Origin of the sequence: Staphylococcus sp. EZ-P03, assembly GCF_003344575.1 — a bacterium.
GTDB classification, from domain to species: Bacteria; Bacillota; Bacilli; order Staphylococcales; family Staphylococcaceae; genus Staphylococcus; species Staphylococcus simulans_B.
The window spans coordinates 50,612-75,650 of the sequence record NZ_QPMO01000001.1 but is presented as its reverse complement, the minus strand read 5'-3'; the positions used below and the strand labels follow the sequence as shown (position 1 = coordinate 75,650).

At 38.9% G+C, this 25,039-nt stretch carries 20 protein-coding genes; 5 read left to right on the top strand and 15 right to left on the bottom strand.

What is annotated here, in order from left to right:
* Positions 1-7 precede the first annotated feature (7 nt).
* Positions 8-1,387 (top strand): carboxylesterase family protein, encoded by a 1,380-nt coding sequence (locus DVJ99_RS00320; protein WP_114602704.1) that lies wholly within the window; start codon positions 8-10, stop codon positions 1,385-1,387.
* Between the two features lie 28 nt (positions 1,388-1,415).
* Here the strand turns inward: DVJ99_RS00320 and DVJ99_RS00315 are convergent, their stop codons facing one another.
* The 5 genes from DVJ99_RS00315 to DVJ99_RS00295 form a co-directional block, all read right to left on the bottom strand.
* Positions 1,416-2,591 carry an MFS transporter gene (locus DVJ99_RS00315; RefSeq protein WP_114602703.1) on the bottom strand — a complete coding sequence of 392 codons (1,176 nt, stop codon included), beginning with the start codon at positions 2,589-2,591 and terminating at the stop codon, positions 1,416-1,418.
* Positions 2,592-2,757: 166 nt separating this feature from the next.
* On the bottom strand, positions 2,758-3,528 hold the full coding sequence (locus tag DVJ99_RS00310; protein ID WP_114602702.1) for an ABC transporter permease: 771 nt from the start codon (positions 3,526-3,528) through the stop codon (positions 2,758-2,760).
* Positions 3,525-4,193, bottom strand: a complete 669-nt coding sequence (locus DVJ99_RS00305; protein WP_114602701.1) for an ABC transporter ATP-binding protein — start codon at positions 4,191-4,193, stop codon at positions 3,525-3,527. Before DVJ99_RS00305 ends, DVJ99_RS00310 begins: the two co-directional genes overlap by 4 nt.
* A 221-nt stretch (positions 4,194-4,414) precedes the next feature.
* A complete protein-coding gene (locus DVJ99_RS00300; protein WP_114602700.1) occupies positions 4,415-5,203 on the bottom strand; it encodes a CPBP family intramembrane glutamic endopeptidase in 789 nt (262 codons plus the stop codon).
* 151 nt (positions 5,204-5,354) lie between these two features.
* Positions 5,355-5,819: a DUF1307 domain-containing protein gene (locus DVJ99_RS00295; protein WP_114602699.1), complete on the bottom strand. Its 465-nt coding sequence runs from the start codon at positions 5,817-5,819 to the stop codon at positions 5,355-5,357.
* Between the two features lie 332 nt (positions 5,820-6,151).
* Here DVJ99_RS00295 and ppx point away from each other — a divergent pair, with 332 nt between their 5' ends.
* Together ppx and DVJ99_RS00285 are read left to right on the top strand one after the other, a co-directional pair.
* The gene (gene ppx / locus DVJ99_RS00290; RefSeq protein WP_162912121.1) at positions 6,152-7,684 is read left to right on the top strand and encodes an exopolyphosphatase; all 1,533 of its coding nucleotides are present in this window, start codon (positions 6,152-6,154) and stop codon (positions 7,682-7,684) included.
* 193 nt (positions 7,685-7,877) lie between these two features.
* Complete coding sequence (locus tag DVJ99_RS00285; protein WP_114602697.1) at positions 7,878-10,049, top strand: RNA degradosome polyphosphate kinase; 2,172 nt, start codon at positions 7,878-7,880, stop codon at positions 10,047-10,049.
* Positions 10,050-10,126: 77 nt separating this feature from the next.
* On the opposite strand, the gene DVJ99_RS00280 is transcribed toward DVJ99_RS00285, so the two are convergent.
* From DVJ99_RS00280 to DVJ99_RS00260, 5 genes are all read right to left on the bottom strand, one after another.
* On the bottom strand, positions 10,127-11,362 hold the full coding sequence (locus DVJ99_RS00280) for an acetylornithine deacetylase (RefSeq protein ID WP_114602696.1): 1,236 nt from the start codon (positions 11,360-11,362) through the stop codon (positions 10,127-10,129).
* Between the two features lie 41 nt (positions 11,363-11,403).
* Positions 11,404-12,180, bottom strand: coding sequence for a hypothetical protein (locus tag DVJ99_RS00275; RefSeq protein WP_114602695.1), 777 nt, complete (start codon positions 12,178-12,180; stop codon positions 11,404-11,406).
* A gap of 69 nt (positions 12,181-12,249) precedes the next feature.
* Positions 12,250-13,611 carry a gluconate:H+ symporter gene (locus DVJ99_RS00270; RefSeq protein WP_114602694.1) on the bottom strand — a complete coding sequence of 454 codons (1,362 nt, stop codon included), beginning with the start codon at positions 13,609-13,611 and terminating at the stop codon, positions 12,250-12,252.
* Positions 13,612-13,719: 108 nt separating this feature from the next.
* The gene (gene gntK / locus DVJ99_RS00265; RefSeq protein ID WP_114602693.1) at positions 13,720-15,255 is read right to left on the bottom strand and encodes a gluconokinase; all 1,536 of its coding nucleotides are present in this window, start codon (positions 15,253-15,255) and stop codon (positions 13,720-13,722) included.
* Between the two features lie 22 nt (positions 15,256-15,277).
* Positions 15,278-15,958, bottom strand: coding sequence for a GntR family transcriptional regulator (locus DVJ99_RS00260; protein ID WP_114602692.1), 681 nt, complete (start codon positions 15,956-15,958; stop codon positions 15,278-15,280).
* Positions 15,959-16,085: 127 nt separating this feature from the next.
* Here DVJ99_RS00260 and DVJ99_RS00255 point away from each other — a divergent pair, with 127 nt between their 5' ends.
* Positions 16,086-16,697, top strand: a complete 612-nt coding sequence (locus tag DVJ99_RS00255) for an FMN-binding negative transcriptional regulator (protein ID WP_114602691.1) — start codon at positions 16,086-16,088, stop codon at positions 16,695-16,697.
* A gap of 94 nt (positions 16,698-16,791) precedes the next feature.
* On the opposite strand, the gene DVJ99_RS00250 is transcribed toward DVJ99_RS00255, so the two are convergent.
* Together DVJ99_RS00250 and DVJ99_RS00245 are read right to left on the bottom strand one after the other, a co-directional pair.
* On the bottom strand, positions 16,792-18,888 hold the full coding sequence (locus DVJ99_RS00250; RefSeq protein ID WP_114602690.1) for an AAA family ATPase: 2,097 nt from the start codon (positions 18,886-18,888) through the stop codon (positions 16,792-16,794).
* A 596-nt stretch (positions 18,889-19,484) separates the two neighbouring features.
* Positions 19,485-20,180, bottom strand: coding sequence for a GTP pyrophosphokinase (locus DVJ99_RS00245; RefSeq protein ID WP_114602689.1), 696 nt, complete (start codon positions 20,178-20,180; stop codon positions 19,485-19,487).
* Between the two features lie 215 nt (positions 20,181-20,395).
* On the opposite strand from DVJ99_RS00245, the gene DVJ99_RS00240 reads away from it, so the two are divergent.
* Positions 20,396-21,595, top strand: coding sequence for a GTP-binding protein (locus DVJ99_RS00240; RefSeq protein ID WP_114602688.1), 1,200 nt, complete (start codon positions 20,396-20,398; stop codon positions 21,593-21,595).
* A 184-nt stretch (positions 21,596-21,779) separates the two neighbouring features.
* Here the strand turns inward: DVJ99_RS00240 and DVJ99_RS00235 are convergent, their stop codons facing one another.
* The 3 genes from DVJ99_RS00235 to budA form a co-directional block, all read right to left on the bottom strand.
* A complete protein-coding gene (locus DVJ99_RS00235; RefSeq protein ID WP_114602687.1) occupies positions 21,780-22,184 on the bottom strand; it encodes a DUF2188 domain-containing protein in 405 nt (134 codons plus the stop codon).
* Positions 22,185-22,226: 42 nt separating this feature from the next.
* Complete coding sequence (locus DVJ99_RS00230; RefSeq protein WP_114602686.1) at positions 22,227-24,152, bottom strand: FUSC family protein; 1,926 nt, start codon at positions 24,150-24,152, stop codon at positions 22,227-22,229.
* Between the two features lie 154 nt (positions 24,153-24,306).
* Positions 24,307-25,014 carry an acetolactate decarboxylase gene (budA, locus tag DVJ99_RS00225; RefSeq protein WP_162912116.1) on the bottom strand — a complete coding sequence of 236 codons (708 nt, stop codon included), beginning with the start codon at positions 25,012-25,014 and terminating at the stop codon, positions 24,307-24,309.
* Positions 25,015-25,039 lie beyond the last annotated feature (25 nt).

Below are 25,039 nucleotides of genomic sequence, written 5' to 3'. Positions count from 1 at the left end.
CTTATTCATGATACATATTACAAGACAGACCCAAGCAGGCACCATCGTCGGACTTTTAGAAGACCAATGCGAAATCTATCGCGGCATCCCTTATGCTTATCCGCCAGTACAGCAGCGCCGCTTCAAACATGCAGAATTACTGACCCAGTGGCACGATGTTCTTTACGCTTTAGATTTCAAAAGTATTCCGCCTCAGCCATACAACAAGCTGGAAGCCTTTTTCTCAACACAGCCAGAACAAGCCAATGTCCCAAGCTTGTCATCTCAAAGCGAAGATTGTCTGTACTTGAATCTATGGAAGCCTCGACATGCTCACCAATCATCTAAACTGCCGGTCATGATTTGGCTTTATGGCGGCGGTTATATCAATGGACATGGTTCGGCTGAATTATACGATCCTCAAACCTTTGCTCAGCAAGAAAACGTAATTGTCGTTACTTTCAATTACCGTTTAGGTCCTCTAGGTTATTTGAATTGGAAAACATTAGACCCTGATTTAGACGGTAATTGCGGCTTATCTGATCAATACGCTGTTTTACAATGGGTACAACAATTCATTGAAGCTTTCGGCGGAGATCCGAACAACGTTACTTTATGCGGACAATCTGCCGGTGCTATGAGTATCCAAGCTTTAATGCATGTAACAAAGGCACAACCGCTCTTTCATAAAGCAGTCATGATGAGCGGCACGTTAAGTTTAGACAGCGTGGAAGACAGCCGCATAAAAGCACAGCATTTTGCCCAAATCATGCACAAACGTTATCAAACAAATCATCCGTCTGCACTTTCAACAGCACAAATCATGGCTTGTATGGAAGAGGATTTAACAGCCCGCGGCCCTTCTAAAGGTTTAGAACTGGTCTATCAACCTTTCTTTGATGCGGCTACAATGACACAAAATATTCCAAATCAATGGCCGGTACTTGCTGGTTATACTAAGTGCGAAGGCGATTGCTATATCAGAAACGAATCACGCAAACTTAAACCAGAACAATTCCTAAAAGCAATGCGCACCAATCATGTCATTGTGGATACGAATCGATTTGCGATTGAGACCGGTAAAGGACAAGCACAAGCTGTCACCCACTATATTTTCAAGCAGCCTTTATTAAAGTGGCTCAAACATTACGACAATCCTAATCAATGGCTGTATCGATTTGACTGGCTGGATGCATCTCACAATCAATTCAAATCACCTTATCATATATTAGATGTCATCTTTTGGTTAGGACAAACACCTATCTTAAAAGCACATCATGTACCGCTCACCGATGATTTGAAACAGACTATGCATGCCATGATGACTGCTTTAGGAAGATTTGTCAGAGAGGGTCATCCTGCGTTTGAACCTTATACTCAAAGTCATACGCCCTACTTATTTAAATAAGCGCAAAAAAACGCTTAACCTTTATTAGTTAAGCGTTGATTTTTGTATTCGGCTTTTGTGTTTGTTTGATACTTAATACGATTAAGATAATCGCAATACCTAAAATACTAGAGCTGTATGCAACTGCATGCACACCGATATTAGAAACAATTAAGCCGCCGATCATACCGCCAGCCGCAATACCTGCGTTCAAGCTCGACATATTCCAGCTTAGTACTTGGCTTGCATCGCCTTCGACATGATCGATCAAACCGCTTTGTACAGCCGGGTTGGTACTCCATTCCATAATGTTCCAGATAAAGATAATAGCCACTAAAATAATAGAATGCGAGATAAACCAATTAACCGCTGCTAATGAGACTGTAAAACAGATAGCCGCAATCAAGAGCCATGTCTTGCTTGTTAATTTGTCTGCCAAGAAGCCGCCCATCGATGTTCCTAATGTACCAGCAACACCATTCACAAGCAGAATCATAGAAACAAATCCGATATCATATCCATTCGTCAGCATTAACGGGTTGATATAAACAAAGGTAATCGAGTTCGCAGTTAATAAAATAAAAGTGACGCCTAAATATTTAATGACTTCCGCACGATTTAATATATGATAATTGCCTGAACGTCCTGAAGGTTGGGCTTGCTTTGGCAATAATTCATCTTGTGTCGGTAAATATTTCATCATCAATAATGCGGCTATGATACTTACCGCAATGATAAAGACAAATGTCGCACGCCAGCCGAGCCAGCCGCCGAGCATTGTGCCGATCGGAACACCGAAGACGTTGGCACCGCTGAAACCTGAATAAACAATACCGATCATTTTCCCGCGGTTTTCAGGTGCCGTCAGCATCGCAGTCAGTGCCAGAATTTTAACGATAATCAAAGCAGCGGCCGCTGAAGAGATAATTCTGCCGATAATCAATAATGTGAAATTCGGCGACACGGCAATCAATGCATTGCCGACCACAAAGACCATAATGGTCCAAAGCAGCACAGCTTTAGCGTCAAAACGGTTCGTAGCTTTAACTAATATAGGACCGCATACCGCAAAGGTCACCGCATATAATGTGACTAACTGCCCTATCCAAGCTTCTGATACATGCAAATCATTGCTCATTAAGTTCATAATACCTGCGACCATCATTTCGACCATACCCACGATAAACACACTGATAATAAAGGTAACAATTCTCATGACTGACATATGTATGCCTCCTTTCTCTCTCTTTCATTCTTTTTACTAATTATTTCAACCTTACCATTATAGTAGAATTGAAAAGATATTGTAAGTGTACAAAATTAATTTGTTCTTTTCAGAAAAAGAAGACAGTCTTTCGGATAGTTTCATCTGAAAAATTGTCTTGAATACATTAGTCTTCATCATCCAGCATACTGCCGATGAGCTGATGACGACTGTTAAAGAATTGTTTGTAGCTTAAATAAGTTGCGATGAGTGCGGTCATGATAGTTGCCGTTGTATGTATGAAGACAACTAAAAGCTGGAATTTGATGGCTTGAAGCGGATCTACCCCGCTGATAATCATACCAGTCATCATACCTGGAATCGAAACCAAACCATAGGTTTTCACTGAATCAATGGTTGGTACAATCGCTAACTTGATACTTTCTCTTACCGCTGATTTAGATGCGAGTTTCGGTGTTGCGGCTAATGCCAATTTGCATTCAATCGAACTGTATTCTTTCACAAATGCACGGTCTAAATTTTGATATGCAAGGTTGATCGCAATCAGTCCGTTATTCGCAAGCATCCCTGCGATCGGAATCAATTCGTTGCCGGTAAAATCAATCGCACCGACAAGTACGATAACAGTTAAAGGCAGTGCAGTTCCGATAAAGATAGAAACAAATGAAATCCAAAAGACATGGTGCATCACTTTAGAGGCACGGCTAATGGTATTCCATGATGCGTTAATCACAATCACTAAAACGAATAAGATTAAAATCCATGGTTCATTCAAATCGAAGATAAAATGAAGGATGTAACCTAAAATCACTAATTGAATCACTGCACGAATCGAAGCGATAATCAAATCTTTGGCAATGTTCAATTTTTCTTTAATAGAAATTGCGATGGGGATGATTAATAATAATGCGGTCAAACACAACGCTGTTGTACTCATACATCAACAACCCCCTTCTTCTCTTTGTTTACTTTGCCGTCGACAATATCGACACGACGATCGAAGTGTTTCATGCTTTGATCATAACTATGCGTAATCCATAAAATAGAGACGCCTTCTTCTTCAGCCAAACCGAAAATAACGTTTTCTGCTTTTTCAGTATTATCCGCATCTAAAGCACTCGTTGCTTCATCTAACAATAAAACGTCAGGTATGTACATCAGTTGGCGTGCAAGACAAATACGCTGGCGTTCGCCGCCTGATAAGAACTCAACATTCGTATCTAAGCCATAGCGTTCTAACCCAAATTCAGAAAGCAGCTTCAATGCACGTTCTTTATCAAATTCGTCATTTCTCGCAATTGATGGAAATGCTAAGTTCTCGCCGATAGTACGATCAAATAAATCTGTCTGTTGCGGCAGATAACTGATTTGTTCACGCAAAGTTTCTGGTTCATACTCAGAATACGCTTTGTTGTTATAAAGCATTGTCCCGCTTGTCGGACTGATTAAATCACACAACAAATGAAACAGCGTACTTTTACCGCTGCCTGAAGGACCGACAACAGCTATTTTTTCGCCTTTTTGTACTGTTAAATTCAAATGGTCGATAATCAGACGTTTATCTGCTTTATAGCACACATCTTTTAGTTCTAAAATTGCCATAGTACTGCTCCTTTTCTTCAATATCCTCCCTACTTTGATAGGGCCGATTACCTTACTATTCCCTTTAACTTCTAATTTAACATATCGTCATTTTAAAATGTATGACAATTCAACAACGGCAATTAACTTATAATCGGAAAATCAGCTGATTAATCAGTTTCAAAATATATGAGATTACCCGGGAAATAACATATAAAAAAAGCCGATACTTTTGTATCAGCTTAACCCATGTGATTCATCATATATTGTCCGACAATCCCAATGAATCCTATACCATTGATTATCATGTGAAAGGCAATGGAAACTGCCACATTGCGTTTGGCATACATATACACAAACACCAATGCTCCAGCCATAATCGCATACACACCGAATTCAAACGGTGATGTCGCTTGTGTTACATGCACACCGGCAAAGACTAAAACAGATAATACAGCACCGGTAATATAACCGAGCTTTTTGCCGAGTTCATGAATGATTAAATGACGAAATACCAACTCCTCGATAATCGGCGTTAAAATAACGATATCAATCAATAACACCGGCCAAGCAATCGGGAAATCAAACAGTTGTATTAAAATTAATTGATTTTGTGTGTTATCAAACTGCAAGTGTTTTGGAAGCAATAACATTAAAGCACCATATATACCTTGCACCACTGTCATTGCTATATATGTAAGAATCAGTACCCAAATATACTTTTTAACTTCTTTAATTCTTTTAATTGCTAGGGGCTTGATATAGGTACGATGCATGAAATAAAAAATCACCAGTGTCACGATTAGTCCGATTACACTTCCGATGACATTAAAGAATACTAACGTTGATTTAGGGATGGTACCGAATTGGGATTCATAAATCATGCGCAGCGGTATCATCACTAATGCGATGATAATCGGCATTCCGATAAAGAATAAAGGTATAAGCCAAAAGTCGCGCTTCATCATTCGCTTAGATTGATAAGGATTATTCATCGGTTCTTTTTGTATATTTTTTGGTTGGTCATGCATAGTTTCACCTCTTCCTCTCTCTTGAAATGACTGTTTCAAATCCAAATTATAGCATATTCAGCCACAAACAAATGTAATAATCATGTAAAGCAAAATAGAAAACAACACCTGATGTTTGTATCAGATGTTGTAATTGTTAATACATATTGTATTATTCTTGATTATTCAAAGGCTTTTTAACCTTGAAGCCGGCTTTCTTCAGTGAACGTTCTACTGCTTTGACATCCACATAATCTTTGCCGGATTTCGGTCCTGTAACCCCCATCGTATGTGCCAACTTATCTAAGTCTGCTTTTTTATAATCAATGTCGACTTTTTGAACAGCTTTGTCATCTTTAATTGATTTGCTGTATTGAATGCCTTTTTGACCTTTATAGACTTGTTCTTGCTTGTCTAAAATAGCCTTGGCATCTTTCTTAGTAAGACCATTGGTATCATAACGAATCGTCATAATCATAGATTGTTTGACCATTTTATCGCCTTTATAGGTAAGTGTATCAATCACATCTGCACCTGATAAATGGCCTTCATACGTTTTGGATTGTGCTTTATCGCAAGCAGCTAAGACGAAAATACTCATGAGTAATGCCCCTAATAACAATAACCCGCGTTTCATACTATTCCTTCTCTCTGTGCTATTTAATAACCTTATTATAGCACCCTTCTGATTAAATCATGTATAGTATATTGCCAATATTCTTTATCTATTAAAGTGTCCCCTATTTCTTTTTAAATACAATGAATTTTAATTGCGATTTCGTCTATACAGTTAATGTGGAAAGCGATGCTTTGTGATAAAATTAAAGTGAAGAATAAAGTGTAACACTTCATGTCCGACAAGGCATTAAGCGTTCTCATTTTCTAAAAGAAGGAGTTAGTTCTATGATTCTGCCCGCACGCAAATTAATAAGTCGTATCCTAGCTTCTTCCAAGCAATCAGAGGGGGTTATTATGAAACGCATCGGATTAATAGATATCGGTTCCAACACAATCAGACTTGTCGTGTTTGAATACGATAACAAAACAGGCCTTTCAGAAATTCAAAATATCAAAACACCGGCACGTTTAAGTCAGTACTTGGAAGATGACTTAACAATGAATGACGAAGGAATTGAAGTACTGATCAGTTCCTTAGAAAGTTTTAAAAAGGTGGCAGATGCTTATCACGTAGATGAATTGCATCCTATCGCAACAGCTGCGATCCGCCAATCGAAAAACCAAAGCGAGATTTTAAAACGCGTAAAGAAAAAAATAGGAATGAAATTATCTGTCGTTCCAGAATTAGATGAGGCCTACTACGGCTTTTATGCCATTATCAATTCTACAGATATCGTCAACGGTTTATCTGTGGATATCGGCGGGGGCTCTACTGAAGTCACGCTGTTCAAAGATAAAGAACTGATTCATTCGCACAGCTTCCCATTCGGTGTCGTAACTTTATCACGCAAGTTCTTTGCGGACAAACCGCATAATGATAAAGATGCGATTAAAAAGATGCAGAAGTTTTTAGAAAAAGAATTCAGCTCATTAGACTGGATCAATAATAAAGAAGTGGCTTTAGTCGGTGTCGGCGGTTCAGCACGTAACGTTGCGCGTATCCACCAATCTGAAGTCTCTTACCCTATCGGCGGTGTACACTGCTATACAATGACCGGCAAAGATTTAGAACAAGTCTTCGAATTAATCAAAGATAGTTCAAGAGACGAGCTGACTAACCTAGATGGTTTAAGCCGCGACCGTGTCGACATTATTTTACCAGCGGTTGCTGTGTTCAAATCTCTGTTCAAACAAGTCGAAGCTACACAATTCACTTTCTCTCGAAAAGGTTTGCGTGAAGGTTATGTTATGCATCAGCTCAACCAAAAGTTTCCTGATGCGTTCGACCGCTTCAACGTGAGAAACCGTGCACTGTATCAGTTATCCAACACTTATAAACACGAAGGTGTCGGTGCCAAACAACGTGTAGTACTCGCAGAAGCTTTATTAGAACAATTAATAGACAAAGATATTATTACGTTATCAGAAAAAGAACAAAAGCTCTTTAAACAAGCTGCTTATATCTATTACCTAGGACGCTTTATCGATTCAGACTCAGGTTCGCAGCATACGTACTATATCATTTCCAATTCAATGATAGATGGCTTCAACCACCACGACCGTGTACAACTTGCATTGATGGCCAGCTTCAAAAACAAAAGTTTATTAAAATTCTACAATGATGAAACAGGATGGCTCGACAGCGATGCACTCAGCCATCTGCAGTCGCTTGGCGGCATCTTGAAATTTATCGACGCTTTAAATGTTTCGCATACGAATCCTGTCAAACGTATCGAACTTGTGAAAGACGGTAAAGATGAATATACCTTGAATGCTTATCATACGGATAATCCGATTGCGGAAGAATATCAAGCCAATCGCCAAAAGAAACATCTTGAAAAAGTATTAAAAGGCAAAGTATCTATTAACTTTACAAAAGCTTAACATTCATGTGTTACGTTATTATATGGATGTTTATGGAATTTTAAGTATTTGCATACAATTGTTTATAATTTTCAATTCATTGAGCTTAAACATTCATCACTTTTAATCGAATTAAACTTGTTGCAATCAATGAAGTTTGTAATTTAAATTTTTATTCATAAAAAGTCTATTTATTTACCATGGGGTGGTCATTATGGAAAATCAAGTCATTGAAAAAGATCTTAACAAACCAAAGTATTATAATAACCGAGAATTAAGCTGGCTCGATTTTAACTATCGTGTTTTGCAAGAAGCAAGCGACAAAACTAATCCTTTATTAGAACAACTCAATTTCGTTGCAATCTTTGCGTCTAACTTAGATGAGTTCTTTATGGTTCGTGTTGCCGGTTTGCAAGACCAAGTTAAAATGAACTTCAACAAGCCGGAAAACAAATCTCAAATGACACCTAAGCAGCAATTAGATGCCATTAAAGAGAAAAACACACCGCTTGTCGACAAACAGTACGAACGTTACAACGAATTAACGAAAAACCTGCAAGAATACAACGTCTTTACAACAAAGCCGCAACATTTAAGCGAAGCTTTACAAGATAAGTTAGAGCAAGAATTCAAATACAATATCTTGCCGACACTGACACCGCTTGGTATCGACGCATACCATCCATTCCCTAAACTTGTAAATAAAAGCTTAAACATCTTTGTGGAATTAGATACAGATGAATCTACAAACACTGCAATTGTTCAGATTCCATCATTAATCGACCGTTTTATCATTCTTAAAGAAGATGACAGCGAAAAACAATATGTAGTCATGGTAGAAGATGTCATCGATTATTTCATCGAATACCTCTTCCAAGGTTATGACATCCGCAAAACGTTTACTTTCCGTATTACACGTAATGCCGATTTAACAATTCATGAAGACGGTGCTGAAGACTTGTTAATCGAAATCGAGCGTTTCTTGAAAATGCGTAAAAGCGGTTCTGCCGTACGTTTAGAAGTAGATGCTCGTAATGCTAATGAGCTAGATATTGAAGGTTTGAGAGAACAATTAGAAATCCAAGAAAACGACGTTTATTATGTAGACGGACCGTTAGATTTAACAATGGTATTCGGTTTAGTCGGACGTCTGTCTTCTCAACTTAATAACTTGCGTTATGACCGTTACACACCGCAAATCCCTGAGTCGCTGGGATACAACAATATTTATGATTTAGCATTAAAACGCGATATTTTCTTCCACCACCCTTACGAATCATTTGAACCGATTGTGGATTTCATTCGCGAAGCTGCTGAAGATCCGGATACTATTGCGATTAAACAAACATTATATCGTGTAAGTAAAGATTCTCCGATTATCAAAAGTTTGAAACATGCGGCTGAACAAGGGAAACAAGTCACTGTGCTGGTTGAATTAAAAGCACGTTTTGATGAAGAAAACAACGTACATTGGGCACGTATGTTAGAGGATGCTGGCTGCCACGTTATTTACGGCATGACACATTTAAAAACACACAGTAAAATCACTCTAGTTGTAAAACGCTTAAAAGGCCAATTAGTTCCATTCGTACACTTAGGTACAGGCAACTATAATGATAAAACTGCTGAAATCTATACAGATATGGGTATTATCACAACAGATAAAGGTATTGCAGAAGATGCGATCAACTTCTTCAACTACTTAAGCGGTTATTCAATCAAACCGAATTATAATGAATTGATTGTGGCACCATTTGATATCCGCGATGTCTTTGTGGAACGCATTGATACTGAAATCAAAAACCATAAAGAATACGGCAATGGCCATATCATTATGAAAATGAACTCATTAACAGATAAAACAATCATTAAAAAGTTATTTGAAGCATCTCAAGCAGGTGTTAAAATTCAATTGATTATCCGCGGTATCTGCTGCTTGAAACCAGGCGTACCAGGTGTCAGCGAAAATATCCAAGTCGTAAGTATTGTAGGACGTTTCTTAGAACATTCTCGTATTTATTACTTCCATAATAACGGCGATGAGAAAATCTATTTATCATCTGCAGATGCAATGACACGAAACATGATTAAACGTGTAGAAATTCTCTTCCCGGTTCATGATGCAAAAATCAGAGAGCGCTTGCTTAATTTCTTAAACTTGCAGCTTGCTGATAATCAAAAAGGACGTTATCAAGACCAAAACGGCGTATATCATTACGTTAACAATAATCAATTACCTTTGAACTCTCAACTCTACTTGATGCACCAAGCAATCGAGCTTGCTAAAGCAATCAAACATAAATCACCATTAACAGAGAGTCGTCCTCAAAGAACATCTAAACCGCGCCGCAACTGGATTTCACGTTTAAAAAATTCTTTTAAATAATTCAGTCTTAATTTATATTAAATCAGCCATGATGTCAGAATACCGGCATCATGGCTTTTTATTATGCTTATATGAATTTATGCTCTTTTAGGATCTTGGTACCATGCTTTTAAAAACTCGAACAATACTTCACTATATTGCGTTAAATCTGATTGCCTGATTTTCTCATCGACACTATGCGCTTCTGTCAGTTCACCCGGTCCATACAAAATCGTAGGAATACCGAAGTCATCTAACCATCCTCCATCGGTTACAGTCGTCGACATCCCTGCTTTTAAAGCACTGTGATGTACTGTTTCATGCACTTGTTCCAATAGTTTAAAGCCTTCGTGTGATTGAGGCAAAGTGAAGCTTGGGAAGATTTCGCCTCGATCTTCAATCATCGACGTACCGCCCCATTCAAATTGCAGCGGATTTTGACAAAGCCATACATCTGCTTGTGCAACACGATTTAAGTACGTTTCGATTTCTTTAATCACTACGTGATAATCTTCATCCGGCAAGAAATGGACAGTCACCCATAAGCGGCATTCATCAGCGATAAAAGCTGGATTGCGTCCGCCTTCAATTACAGCCGGATTAATCGTATTCGCACCAACAGGCATATCAGGATAACTTTTCATTACTGCCCAATGCTGTTCTAATTCTTTTAAAGCAGTAATAATTTTAGCCATCTTTTCAATCGCACTTGCGCCGTATAAACCGCCGCCGGCATGAACCATTTGACTGCGTGCGCCATCATGAATGGTTGCTTTGCTTTGAACAGTAATCCAGCCTGTGACCACACCGCCTTGACCTAGTGCTTGGCTGTCGCTGGTATCCAGTACTATAGCTAAATCTGCTTTCGGACTCATTTCGCATGCATACTTCGTACCCGCTTCTCCGACTTCTTCACCAACTACTGATTGCACGATAATATCACCTTTAGGCGAGATGCCTTTTGCTTTTAATTGTTCCAACACATAAAATAACGAAGCCACGCCGCCTTTCATATCACTGACACCGCGACCATATACATAGTCGCCTGACTTTGTTAATTCAAACGGCGGATACGTCCAATGTTTAGGGTCTTCTACATTCGCCACATCCACATGCCCGTTTAAAATCAGCTTCGGCGCATCTGGATTTGTTCCTTTTAATACGCCTACGACAATACTGTCGTTGTCATACATTTGTTTACGCGCAACTTCAAAACCAAGATCTTCTAAATAAGCTTGAATTTCATCTTGCAGAGGATCAGTATTACGTGCCGGCGGACTTTCTGTATTATGTTCAACCAGCCATTTCAATAATTCAAAGTGCCGTTCTTCCATACAGCTTGCACCCTTTCCGTAATTTATTTTGTCACTAAGCGTTACCCTTTATAGCGTTTATGTAAATAGCGTTTGAACCCTTTCATCACCCACTCATGCACAATTGCTTGGCTGATACGATACACAGGCCAAGGCAGTGTCGGTGTAAAGTGCAGTAAAAAGGTATAAAGCTTATCTTGATCTTTCACAAAATAAAAAGCACCATCATCTTGAACGCCTTTAGCTAATATACTCTTTGGCAATAAACGCAGCTGAATCCCTTCGATGCCTTTCATCTCAACTTTATGCATTGCGATTAAAGGCTTTTTGAATCCGCGCAGATGAATCGCATAATACTCTGACTGCTCATGCACATATATCATTTTGAACGTAAGCTGTTTTAAATAACGGGCATAATTTGTCAGTAACGCTGAAGGCGATAATTCCTTTGACAAAGGAATCGCTTGTAGTGAAGCAGCACGCTTTCTATAACTATAACTATCTGGTATTAATGCCTCTGCCTCTATGACTTGTGCAGGTTGTACTTGATGTACAAAATGTGCAATCACTGTTTTCAATGCTTTGATTTCTCCATGCCATAACCCATCTCCGAACATTTCAGGCAAGACATTCAAAATTACTACTGTTTCATCATCTATCACTTGTTTCCAGTGCGTCAAATCCATATAATCGATGGCTTGATACTTTACATTAGGTTCGTGCTGAATTGTTGACGTGCGATCATACAGCACAATTACTTCGCATGAACTTTTCCTTAATTGCTGAATCAAATATTGCGCAAATAACGAAACGCCTTCTACCATTACCACTTTTGTCATAACTGCACCTCTTTCATCTTTACTATAACAAAAAAGCACGACACCCCGCGGCACCGTGCTTGTTGTCTATCAGACAAACAGACTTAAGAATAAGATAAAGATGAGACCTGAAACTGAAATAATTGTTTCAAGCAATGACCATGTTAAGAATGTTTCTTTAATCGTCAATCCAAAGTATTCTTTGAACATCCAGAAACCAGCGTCGTTCACATGAGATAAAATCACACTTCCAGCACCAATCGCTAACACAACTAAAGCAACATTGACGTCACTTGCTTGTAATAGCGGCAAGATAATACCCGTAGTTGAAATCGCCGCAACTGTCGCAGATCCTAATGCAATACGCAATACCGCTGCGACGAGCCAAGCAAGTAAGATTGGAGACATCGTAGAACCTTCGAACATTTTTGCGATTGTGTCACCGACACCGCCGTCAATCAATACTTGTTTGAATGTACCGCCGCCGCCGATAATCAGAATCATCATACCGATCGGATAAATCGCATCAGTGACAGAAGTCATGATTTCTTTGTTTTTGCGACCTTGTTGAATACCCATTGTCAACATCGCAAATAATACCGCGATCAACATTGCTGTATCTGCAGTACCGATGAAGTTGATAATACCGGCAAACATATTTTTAGAGTGGTCGACGTTGCCTGTCGCAAGTTGTACAATCGTTGCGATAAGCATCAAAATGACAGGCAAAGTCGCTGTTAATACACTGATACCGAAGCCTGGCAGTTCAGAAGGTTTGAATTCTTTTTGTGCACCCAATGAAGAAATATCGCCTTCTCTTGTATAAGCAGACGGTGTTAATTTTTGTGCAAATTTACCGAACACAGGCCCTGCGATAATCGTTACAGGAATCGCAATAATGAAACCATATATTAAAACTTCGCCTAATGATGCATGAAGTTCTTTCGCAATGACAACCGGACCTGGATGCGGAGGCAAGAAGCCGTGTGTAACGGATAATGCCGTAATCATCGGCAAGCCGATTTTAAGCGGTGATACTTTTGTACGTTTTGCAAGTGTGAATACGAGCGGAATTAATAATACTAATCCTACTTCAAAGAACAATGCAATACCGATGACGAAGGATGCGACTACCATCGCCCATTGCACATGTTTCTCCCCGAATTTTTCAATCAAAGTGTCCGCAATACGTGTCGCACCGCCCCCATCAGAAAGCAGTTTACCTAATATCGCACCTAAACCAAAGATAATGGCGATGTGGCCGAGCGTACTGCCCATTCCTTTTTCAACTGTTTCTACAACTTTGTCTAACGGCATACCTAACAGGACTGCTGTGATCATTGAAGTAATAATCAATGCGATGAACGTATTGAGTTTTAATACAATGATCAGTGCTAATAAGATTAAAATCCCGATTACAACTGTAATTAATGGCCAAATTTCTCCAAACATAATTGTCCCTCACTTTCGTTATGAGTCTTGATAACGTTTTCATTTCCCTTGAAAGAAAAAGCCGGTAATCAAGCTTTTTCTCACGACTCATACGTTTCCTTTTAAATTTTATAAATGCTTGCGTTGAAAATCTGCAATTTTACTGTATTGTGTTGATAAACTGCGGCTCAAATCTATAAAGATACTGATTAACTGCTGATAGATTGCGACCGCTTCTGGCTCAGGCTGATGTGCATGTGTCGTACCGACCATATCTTCAATAATAGAGAAGTCATCAATTTCACCCAGTGCTTTTAGTCCTAAAACACATGCGCCTAATGAGGAACTTTCATAACTTTCCGGCACAACTAAATCTGTATCAAAGATATCTGACATCATCTGACGCCACATTTCACTCTTCGCAAATCCGCCTGTCGCTTTGATTGCGGTCGGTGTTTCTCCCATCATCTCTATTAATGCGAGATAAACGGTATAAAGGTTGTACAGCACACCTTCTAGTGCAGCGCGAATCATATGTTCTTTCTTGTGTGAAAGTGTCAAACCGAAATAGGAACCGCGTGCATCCGCATTCCATAACGGTGCACGTTCCCCTGCCAGATAAGGATGGAAGATTAATCCTTTCGCACCAGGTTCGACACGGCTTGCGATTTTAGTAAGGACATCATAAGGATCGACGCCTAAACGTTTCGCTGTTTCTACTTCGCTTGCAAGTAATTCATCGCGCAGCCAGCGTAAAATAATTCCGCCGTTATTTACCGGTCCGCCGATAACATATTGCCCGTCATCCAGTACATAACAAAAGATACGTTCTTTTTCATCTGTTTTCGGATGATCGATAACAGTACGAATGGCACCTGATGTTCCAATCGTCACAGCTACTTCGCCAGGTTTGAAACTGTTCACACCTAAATTAGACAATACACCGTCACTTGCGCCGATAACCACAGGTGTTTCTGGGTCGATGCCCATCAATGTCGCATAGCGTTGTTTCATACCGCTTTGAATATAAGTAGTCGGTACTAATTCAGGCAAAACCTCTGGTGTGATGCCTAATACATCTAAAGCTCCTTTGTCCCATGCTGATTTTTCTAAATCCATCATGCCTGTCGCTGAACCGATGGAGTAATCCATCACATAATGGCCGAACCATTGATAGAGTACATATGATTTAATATCGATATACTTTTTAGTCTGTTGATGAATATCTGAGTGTGCTTCTTTCAGCCAATAAATTTTAGAAAGCGGAGACATCGGATGAATCGGTGTTCCTGTACGTTTATAAATTTCATGTCCGTTATGCTTCGTTCGAATCATTTCTGCGTATTTGCTTGCTCTGTTATCTGCCCAAGTAATACTTTGTGTTAAAGGCCGATCGTTTTGATCCATCGCAATCAAACTGTGCATCTGTGCACTGAACGCAATTAATTTCACATCTTTAGGTCCGACATTGCCTTCTCGCATTACATTTTTAATCGTCATTAAGACTGCATCGAAAATTTCATCCGGATTTTCTTCAGAAGTATCCACATTCGGCGTATGCATCTCATAACCGATATTATGTTTTAGCAAATAACGGCCATGTTCATCATAAAGTACAGATTTAGTACTGGTTGTTCCGATATCTACTCCAATCATATATTGCATTTTGTCTGCCTCCTTTAATCTTTTATCGTAAAAACATTGCGTTGATTTTGTCTCCCACATCATCAAAGTTGCGGTGGAAGGCTTCTTTCAATAATTGTGTATCATTGTCTGCCACTGCTTGTGCATAGACTTCGTGATTTTCATGGATACGTTTGAAATCTTCTGGCTGTTCTTTCATACGTTTGCGCATTGAAAGTAAAATCAAACATAATAAAATCGGCTTGATATTATTCCAGCTGCTGAGCAGATAGCGATGTTTAGTCGCATTAATCAGCACTTCATGAAAGAGAATATCGTGCTCTGTAAAAGCTTCCGCATCTTCAAACTGAACTGCCACTTTCATCATTTCCAAGTGTTTGCGCATTTCTTTTGCGAGTGCAGCACGCTCATCATCTTGAATACGCGCAAACGCAAAAGATTCCATCATAATACGCAAATCATAAATTTCACTGCGCTCTGCGTCCCCGAACGACAACACATCAGCGCCCATACGTTCTAGTCGAATCAGCTGATCTTGTCTCAGTAATTTGAAGGCATCGCGTACAGGTGAACGGCTGACATTAAACTGTTTTGCGACTTGGTTCTCAGTCAAACACGCTTCTGCCTCGATATCGCCATTGATAATTTTCAAACGTAATTCCGCTGCGACTGCTTCTCCTGTCGTCATCACAGACAACCATTTTTGCGGATAAGATTCCGTCATAAAAGCCCTCCTTTCTATCATCGAATACTTGTATACAAGTATATTAATACAAAGTTATTACAAATGCAATCGCTTACACTTATTTTTTGATTGGAGTGGAATAATCATACTATTGGAGGAGATGTCTATGTATATTCCATCGCACTATCAAATCACCGACACAAAAGCAATTCAACACTTTATCCAAAGCCACCCGTTTGCGACTGTGATTTCAAAAGACAAGCAAGGGCAAATGCTGGCAACGCATATGCCTGTGCTGCTGCATGAGTTTGGCGATCAGCTTGTACTTTCAGGTCACTTCGCACAATCCAACCCGCAATGGCAAACTGTAGACAATGAAGATGAAATGCTGATTATCTTTCAAGGACCGCATGGTTATATTTCAAGCACGTGGTATGAACAAGAAGACGTGCCGACATGGGATTACCAAAGTGTACACGTCTATGGCAACAGCTGGCTGACAGATGCGGCTGAAACAAAAGAAGATATTATCGCCCTTTTAAATACTTTCGAAGATGAAGCCGGTGCGCGTTTTGAAAATCTTGCATCTGATACACGAAAACAAATTCATGGCATTGTCGGTTTCAGAATTTCTATTGAACGCACATACGCAGCCTTTAAACTGAGTCAAAACCGAAGCACCACAGATATAGAGGCGATTATTGAGCAGTTGTCTTCTCATGGGAACCAAGCTTTAGCAGATGCGGTTTTGCATAACAGCTTAGAACCTGAAGGATAAGCTTAATGAAATATGAATGCATAAAAAAAACGTCCCCATCGGCAATGTATGCCGACGAGGACGTTTGTGCTGTTATAGCTTGTTTATTTTAAACTTATAATGAATCTACTTTTTCACCGTTGATTAAGATGTCGTCGCCATCAAGTGTTACTTTGATGTCTTTAACATCTGTATTTTCAAGGTAGTAATCTGTGATACGGTCGCGTACTTCTCTTTCAACGACACGACGTAATGGACGTGCACCTAATTCAGCATCGTAGCCTTGATCGATTAACCAATCTTTTGCTTCTTGGCTGACTTCTAATGAGATGCCTTTTTTCTCAAGTGTAACTTGAACATCATCTAATAATAAATTGATGATATCTTGCAATGCATCTTTATCTAAGTGTACGAATTCTACGATACCGTTGAAGCGGTTAAGGAATTCTGGACGGAAGAATTTTTTAAGATCATCCATTAATGCTTCGCGATCTTTTTCATCTTCTCCTCCGAAACCTGCGTTTGAAGTACAGATAATGATTGTGTTTTTGAAGTTGACCACATTACCTTGACCATCTGTTAAGTTACCGTCATCCATCACTTGAAGTAATAAAGTAAGGATTTGAGGGTTTGCTTTTTCGATTTCATCGAATAGGATGACTGAGTAAGGATTACGTCTTACTTTTTCAGTTAACGTATTTGAGTTATCTTCATAACCTACATAACCTGCAGAAGTACCGATTAATTTAGATACTGCTGTACGGTCCATATATTCACTCATGTCTAATTTGATCAATGCTTCTTTGTTTCCGAATAAGTCAATAGATAATTGTTTTGCTAATTCAGTTTTACCTACACCAGTAGGACCTACGAATAAGAAGCTGCCGATTGGTCTGTTGCCTTCATCGAAACCTGCACGGTTACGACGGATAGCACGTGCAACCATATCTACTGCATCGTCTTGGCCAATGATTTTGCTTTTGAGTCGTTTAGAAATGTTTTTCAAGCGTGCAATATCATTGTCATCCATTTGAGATACAGGAATACCAGTCATACGTTCTACAGTATCAGCGACATCTTGTACAGTTGCTGTTGAACCTTCGCCATGTCCTGATTCAAGTCTGTCTTGTAATTGTTTGATTTCTTTTTGGTATTTATCTGCATCAGAGTAAGCTTCTTCGCTGACTGCTTTAGATTTTTTATCTTCTAATTCTTTAATTTCTTTTTCAACTTCCACTTTGTCTACGACTGGATTTTGTGCAGCTAAGTGTGCAGCTGTAATATCTAAGATATCTAATGCTTTATCCGGTAATAAACGTTGAGGAATATATTGTACAGATAAGTCCACACATGCTTTCAATACATCATCCGGCAAGATCACGTTGTGGTGTTCTTCGAATTTTTCACGTACACCTTCTAAGATTTTTTGAGTATCTTGTGCTGAAGGTTCTTTTACAACCACTTCGTTGAAACGACGTGCTAATGCTGGGTCTTTTAAGATGTTGTTTCTATATTCATCTTGTGTAGTCGCACCGATAACTGAAATTTCACCGCGGCTTAATGCTGGTTTGATAATATCAGATAAGCCTTTGCTGCCTGAATCTCCGCCAGTTGAACCTGAACCGATGATTTGGTGGATTTCGTCAAAGAATAAAATGACATTTTTTCTTTCTTTAACGCTGTCTAACAAGTTTTGAATGTTTTCTTCGAAAGCACCGCGGTATTGTGTACCTGCTTCTAATGAAGAAATATTGACTGAGATAATTTCTTTATCTTTGATTGCAGCCGGTACATTACCTTTTACAATCGCTTGTGCTAAGCCTTCAACGATAGCTGATTTACCTACACCAGCTTCCCCTACTAAAATAGGGTTGTTTTTGTTGCGTCGGCTTAATACTTCTGCAGTATCTTGCACTTCTTTGTCACGGCCGATAACCGGATCTAATAAACCGTCTTTAGCTTCTTGTGTCAAGTTGCGGCCTACTTTTTCTAAATAGTCTTCTCCGCCTTGACCATTAGCTGCTTGTCCTGGTTGTGCACCTTGAACATGTTGTGTCGGTTGACCGCCTTGTTGTTGCAATGCTTGTAATTGTTCAGGCGATACTTCGCGACCATTGATATAATATTTTTTGTTTCCATCTGCGTTTTGCATATCTTGCATCATTCTTCTAAAAATTGAGTCAAATTCATTTCCGAAAAATCCGTTATTCATATATTCATAACCTCCGTTACTGTGCAAACATTAATCTTAATATGTTTGCGTTCCTATAATATTGTTATTTCTTCGATGCAAATACGTCATAGACTCACTTCTTGATGAACATTTGAATCTTCTTTGTACGACTGATAACTGCTTAAGTGCACTCAATTAGTTGATACATGATACTAATTATCACACTTAACTATTGCCATCATTTGAAAATTCAAAACACCGTGCCAGACAATATTCTTTAATTTGTAACATTCACCAATACTTTCCTATGGGGTACTTGCATCATTCGTTATTCTATTTAATCTTTAAACTTCTGTTACTATTAATTGTATATTTATTATTTGGTCAACTAAAGTCAAATAACTTAAATCCTTTTGTTATCCCCTCTATCAACCTTACATATGTAATTATAACGTATATTTATGCATAATGCAAGGGTTAAATATGCATTTTTCAAAGTTTTTTTGCTTTTTCACCAATTTTCACCTTTCTTGTATGTCACAAGGGATACAGCAGCTTATTTATGCGTTGTTTCCTATATATAGGAAGAAAAAGAAGCCGAATCTCATTAAAGATCCAGCTTCTTTGTTCGCTGCTTAGTTATTCTTGATTTTGCCATGCAGTGTTTGCAGTTTGTTTTCGACTGCTTTGATTTCTTCTGCACATTGTTTCAATGTATCTTGATAAATTTCTGTATTGGTCGCATTTTTATAACGCAGCTTATGTTCCAGGCTTGCCCACATATCCATACCGATAGTACGTAATTGAATCTCTACCGGTACATTTTCAACTTTATCCGTTAAAAATACAGGAATTGCCACAACAAGATGCAGGCTGCGATAACCGTTTTCTTTTGGGCTTTCAATATAGTCCTTTCGTTTAAGCAGTTTGACATCAGCTTGTCTTAATAATAATGAAGCTACAACTTCAATGTCCTCTAAGTAGTTGCAGACGACACGAATCCCTGCGATGTCTGTTATATTGTCTCGTGCAGATTCAGTCGTAACCGGAAGTCCCCTGCTTTCCAGTTTGCGTACTAAACTGCTGATTTCTTTAACTCTTCGTTCCATATGATGTATTGGATTGTGTTCATATAAAATTTGAAAGTCATTATCCAATATACTGAGCTTGGTACTGACTTCCTCTAATGCTGAAGCATATAAATGATGCAGACTGACAAAGTCTACCAGTTCCTCAATTTGATAGTGCTTTTCTTGGAACTTTTGAATATTGCGCTTTAAATCTTCTTTCAGCGCATTCAAATTTAAAGTCTCTCTTCTCTCTACATACATAATAATCCCCCGTTCTTTGCTTAGCTTCATTATAACGGAGTTAGCATGCAAACTTAATTATTTGCCACTCTAAAATAAACTAAATCGAAATAAATTATAACTTTCTATCTTTATAACATGAGCGCCGCTCCTTGCGCTGCAACCTTTTTTTCTATACAATATAAATCGTAATAATTACGATTAAACGTGTGTATATATAATAGGAGGATTTATTTATGGCTAAAATACCAGTAACTGTATTAAGTGGTTACCTAGGTTCAGGGAAAACAACATTACTTAACCATATTCTGCAAAACAGAGAAGGCTTGCGTATTGCAGTAATTGTCAATGACATGAGCGAAGTCAATATCGATAAAGACTTAGTCGTACAAGGCGGCGGTTTGTCACGTACAGATGAAAAGCTTGTTGAATTATCAAACGGCTGTATTTGCTGTACATTGCGTGAAGACTTGCTTCAAGAAGTTGAAAACATCGTTAAACGCGGCGGTATCGATCAAATCGTTATCGAATCTACAGGTATTTCAGAGCCTGTACCTGTCGCACAAACATTCTCATATATTGATGATGAATTAGGTATCGATTTAACACGTATCTGCCGCTTAGATACAATGGTCACAGTGGTTGATGCTAACCGTTTCATCAATGACATCAAATCAGAAGATCTGCTTGTAGACCGCGACCAAGGTGCTAGCGACGAAGACGAACGTACTATCGCAGACTTATTAATCGACCAAGTTGAATTCTGCGATGTTTTAGTATTAAACAAAACAGACTTAGTTTCTAAAGAAGAATTAGATAAATTAGAAGGTATCTTGCGCAAGTTGCAGCCGACTGCGAAATTCATTCGTACACAAAACTCTAAAGTAGAATTAAGCGATGTTTTAAATACAAGCTTGTTCGACTTTGAAAAAGCCAGCAACTCAGCAGGATGGCTTCAAGAATTAACTGAAGGCGGCCACGCGAACCACACACCTGAAACTGAAGAATACGGCATTTCATCATTTGTTTACGAACGTCGTCTGTCTTTCCATGCAGAACGCTTCCATAAGTGGTTGGAAAATATGCCGAATACAATTGTACGTGCTAAAGGGATTGTTTGGCTTGCACAATATAACCATGTTGCATGCTTAATCTCACAAGCAGGTTCATCTGTATCTATCCACCCTGTCACTTTCTGGGTCGCAGCAATGTCAGAACAGCAGCAACGAGAAATCTTGCATGAACGTGACGATGTACGCGAAAACTGGGATCCTGAATTCGGAGACCGCCATACACAATTCGTAATCATCGGTACTGACTTAGACCAAGAAAAACTGACAAAAGAATTAGACGAATGCTTATTAACAACAGAAGAATACGAACAAGACTGGTCACAATTACCAGAACCTTACGGCTGGCAAATTACACAAGCTTAATAAATGAACAAAAAGCCTCTTAACATCGACTGTTAAGAGGCTTTCATTATGAGTAAACGTTTCTGTTGCTCCCTTGATTCACTGTGCGGCACGCTCAGTTTTGCCGTTTCTGCCGCAGTGTTGTGAATCAGTAATTATTAAATACCCGGCTATTCAATAAAATAATCATAAAATGCTTTTAGTACTAAGGTTTGACATGTACTTGTGTGTTGCGGTTTTTCGCAATTTCTTCAGCACGCTGTACTGCTTTTTCTTTTGTATCATATTCATCTGCTGCACGTTTCGCACCATATGTCCGTACTTTCCACTTGCTATCTTCTTGATATACTTCTACATCATTATTATTTAATTGCGGACGTGCATCTTTATCTTTTTTATGCTGCGTCACATCTTTATCTTCCAATGCTTCGCGTTCTTTCTTAGTCGCATCTTGATACCACGATTCAGCTTGTTTTGTCGCAATCGGAATCGCAGTACTTTCATCATAACCGTCTTTTAACAGCGCATTGCCGATATCGATAGCTTTCTTACGCTCTAACGGCTCAAAATTCTTCCATGAATTCGGATAATCATCTAAAGTCCAAGGCATAAGCAACCTCCTAATAGAATAGCTTTATAGTATAACTACCACTTAATTCGGCTGCTCAACCGTTTCATTGCTTTTGAGACGTGCATATTGCTGAATGTTTAATAAGGCTGTTCGAATATTGACGTATTGCGGCAGTGATGGCAAGCCTGTACCTTGATAAATCGGCACATGCTTTTCAAAATGCGCTGCGATATCTTCAAACACAATCAAATATTGTCCCATGACCACGTCATCAATGGTTTGCGGGTTCGGATTATTTTGTGCTCTCGATAACATGAAGCTGATTTCTTCCAGCGCAAAGATAATCGGATAATACGCACTGATCTTCGTACTGTCTGCGAACAATTCACCGTGTGCATTATTATACATACTGTTCATATTGCTCAATTTAATGCTCAGTTTCAATTCGCTGTATTTAGGTTCATTGTTGCTTAAATAGTTATTTTTAGAGAACACATAATAGAAGAATGACATTTCATAGCGCACGACTTCCGCAATCGCACCCGGCAAGGTTTGAGATGCATTCTTGCGTCCTAAAATCAACAGTCCGATGACTGCGATAATAACACCGATAATTACATCTACTACTCGCGGCAATGCGATGAGTATCGATAATTTGCCTGAAGCTAAACCATTCAGCATGATCACTTGTGTCGTAATAAAAATCATCGCAACGGCATAGTTCGCACCGATGATAATCTCAGTTAATGTGGCACTGAGTGCTAATACTAAAATACTGATCACCATAGGCGGATGCAGCATTAAAATGAGTGTTAATAATAAGACACCGACAAAGGTACCGATAGTACGTGCAACAGCACGTTCCATACTATGAATGGTATGTGTACCGATTAAGATAGTATGTGCTGTTAATGGAATCCAGTACGCTTTATCAAAATCAAACATCAAGGCAATAAATACTGCTGTACCCATGATAATTAAATAACGCATCGTATTCATAAATACTAATGAGTCTAGTGTCAGGTTGTATTTCAATTGTTTGCCGTAAAGCGGCTGACGTAAATGTGCCTCGTATTCGATTTGTCCTGTCGGACTGTGCAAGATTTCATCAGTACGATAAATTTGTTTCTCCAATCGTTGGAAAACAACTGGGATATCGACTGTTTCCTTCCATTGCAGCGTCGTACTTTCGTCTATTGTTGAAAAGACACTGCGTTCAATGTATTCCATCATATCGATCAGCACATCAGGCAGTGTTTCGATTTCTTTCGTATTTAATTCTAGTAATTCTGCGAAGATACCTTCTGCATTATTATGCAGCAAATAAAGTCTTTGGAGCTGTTCTGATTGTTTCTTGCTTGAAGTAAATGAGGTAATCAGCTGTTTGTCTGTTGCTTTGAATTGACCGACTAATTTTTCAGCTGTTTGTTTGAATTTTTCCTTGTCTGAGAAATCCTTGAACAATTGAAGCAAAGACTGATATTCTCCTTCAATTGCACGTTCTTGGGTATTTTTCTTTTGCGACTTCAATAATATTGTGACGACTATAATCGTGAAAAGCCCGCCTAAGAAAACAAAGAAACCGCGAACCAATGCTTCATCCGGTGCAATCGGCATATTAATCGGCAGTGCAAACGTTACTATAAAGAAAGTAGCCGAAGGCCCTGGAATCTCTAATGCACTGAAAACATAATAAGTTACCACTGTCACGATTAATAATATCAGTCCGAATAATAAAGGAATCGAAACAGTGATAGTTCCTAGCATAATACAGAGAGTAAAGCCAATGGTACACCACCATAAAATACGCAATTTAGACTTATTGGAACCGCCGAAGACATAAATATTCGTCAGCGTACCGGTTGCTGCTAATAAGCCGTATTGAAAGTAACCGGTTAAATAGCCTATTAATAACGGGATGAGCATTAACAGACCTTGTCTTGTCCCCTTACTAATATTAATATTCTGCTTCTTGAATTTAAAAAGCGAGCTTAAATAATGCATCATCCGTTGATACTCCTTTCCTTTTCTCTATTGATCAACGTACCTATTGTATCATGAACGTCTATTGAATTATGCAACAACAAATGAGACAAAACAAAAACGCCAAGATATAATACTTTCGTATTATACCGTGACGTTAAATAATCATTGCGTAATGTTATTCGGCCATTCTGATTTCTTCATCAATATTTTCATAATCGATATCCGCTTCTAAGAACGCTTCATCTTGTGTCGGGAAGTGCTGCTCGAATGTTTCAGCATCACTGATATCCACACTGCCGCGTTCTAATTCAAAGCCTAAAATATGTCCGCCTACTGTACGGTCTTGATCGACGAAATGCAGATGGAAGCCGGCAGAACCTACACCATGGAACAATTCAGGTGTAAAGAAACCTACAATTGTACCGTTCACATAATCATAATGATGTTCCGGCTGACGATTCACCGATGTCATTAATCGTTCATAAGGCGGTTCTTGTTTAGGCATCATGCGTACATGTACATGGTTGAAACTGCCGTCGATGCGAATCGCTGAAAACAAGTTTCGGCTTTTCATTCGTTGTAAAATCTGATCGTATAACGCATCTTGTTTTGTTACTTCCAAAACTTCAAAAGATTGTGTCGGATCAAATTTAGTTATCGTCGCGAACGGCAGCATTTCATCTCCGTTCAAACGTCTGAATTCACCGTATTCATTTGCGTGGTATGCATTGCCGTTGACAAATATAACTTCACCATCGCAACCTGTTAACGTACCGATACCCATATCGCCCTGTTCCAGCATATCATTAATTGAAACAGTTCCTTGCAGCATTCCGGCCATTAACGTTGCTAACGTTCCATGTTGGTAAATCATAACTTTCAATCTCCTTATAAATACGAATTTGCTA

Excerpts from the sequence above, each read along its gene's own strand:
- DVJ99_RS00320 (WP_114602704.1), top strand. The coding sequence starts at position 8 with ATGATACATATTACAAGACAGACCCAAGCAGGCACCATCGTCGGACTT.
- DVJ99_RS00315 (WP_114602703.1), bottom strand. The coding sequence starts at position 2,591 with ATGTCAGTCATGAGAATTGTTACCTTTATTATCAGTGTGTTTATCGTG.
- DVJ99_RS00310 (WP_114602702.1), bottom strand. The coding sequence starts at position 3,528 with ATGAGTACAACAGCGTTGTGTTTGACCGCATTATTATTAATCATCCCC.
- DVJ99_RS00305 (WP_114602701.1), bottom strand. The coding sequence starts at position 4,193 with ATGGCAATTTTAGAACTAAAAGATGTGTGCTATAAAGCAGATAAACGT.
- DVJ99_RS00300 (WP_114602700.1), bottom strand. The coding sequence starts at position 5,203 with ATGCATGACCAACCAAAAAATATACAAAAAGAACCGATGAATAATCCT.
- DVJ99_RS00295 (WP_114602699.1), bottom strand. The coding sequence starts at position 5,819 with ATGAAACGCGGGTTATTGTTATTAGGGGCATTACTCATGAGTATTTTC.
- DVJ99_RS00285 (WP_114602697.1), top strand. The coding sequence starts at position 7,878 with ATGGAAAATCAAGTCATTGAAAAAGATCTTAACAAACCAAAGTATTAT.
- DVJ99_RS00280 (WP_114602696.1), bottom strand. The coding sequence starts at position 11,362 with ATGGAAGAACGGCACTTTGAATTATTGAAATGGCTGGTTGAACATAAT.
- DVJ99_RS00275 (WP_114602695.1), bottom strand. The coding sequence starts at position 12,180 with ATGACAAAAGTGGTAATGGTAGAAGGCGTTTCGTTATTTGCGCAATAT.
- DVJ99_RS00270 (WP_114602694.1), bottom strand. The coding sequence starts at position 13,611 with ATGTTTGGAGAAATTTGGCCATTAATTACAGTTGTAATCGGGATTTTA.
- gntK (WP_114602693.1), bottom strand. The coding sequence starts at position 15,255 with ATGCAATATATGATTGGAGTAGATATCGGAACAACCAGTACTAAATCT.
- DVJ99_RS00260 (WP_114602692.1), bottom strand. The coding sequence starts at position 15,958 with ATGACGGAATCTTATCCGCAAAAATGGTTGTCTGTGATGACGACAGGA.
- DVJ99_RS00255 (WP_114602691.1), top strand. The coding sequence starts at position 16,086 with ATGTATATTCCATCGCACTATCAAATCACCGACACAAAAGCAATTCAA.
- DVJ99_RS00250 (WP_114602690.1), bottom strand. The coding sequence starts at position 18,888 with ATGAATAACGGATTTTTCGGAAATGAATTTGACTCAATTTTTAGAAGA.
- DVJ99_RS00245 (WP_114602689.1), bottom strand. The coding sequence starts at position 20,180 with ATGTATGTAGAGAGAAGAGAGACTTTAAATTTGAATGCGCTGAAAGAA.
- DVJ99_RS00240 (WP_114602688.1), top strand. The coding sequence starts at position 20,396 with ATGGCTAAAATACCAGTAACTGTATTAAGTGGTTACCTAGGTTCAGGG.
- DVJ99_RS00235 (WP_114602687.1), bottom strand. The coding sequence starts at position 22,184 with ATGCCTTGGACTTTAGATGATTATCCGAATTCATGGAAGAATTTTGAG.
- DVJ99_RS00230 (WP_114602686.1), bottom strand. The coding sequence starts at position 24,152 with ATGATGCATTATTTAAGCTCGCTTTTTAAATTCAAGAAGCAGAATATT.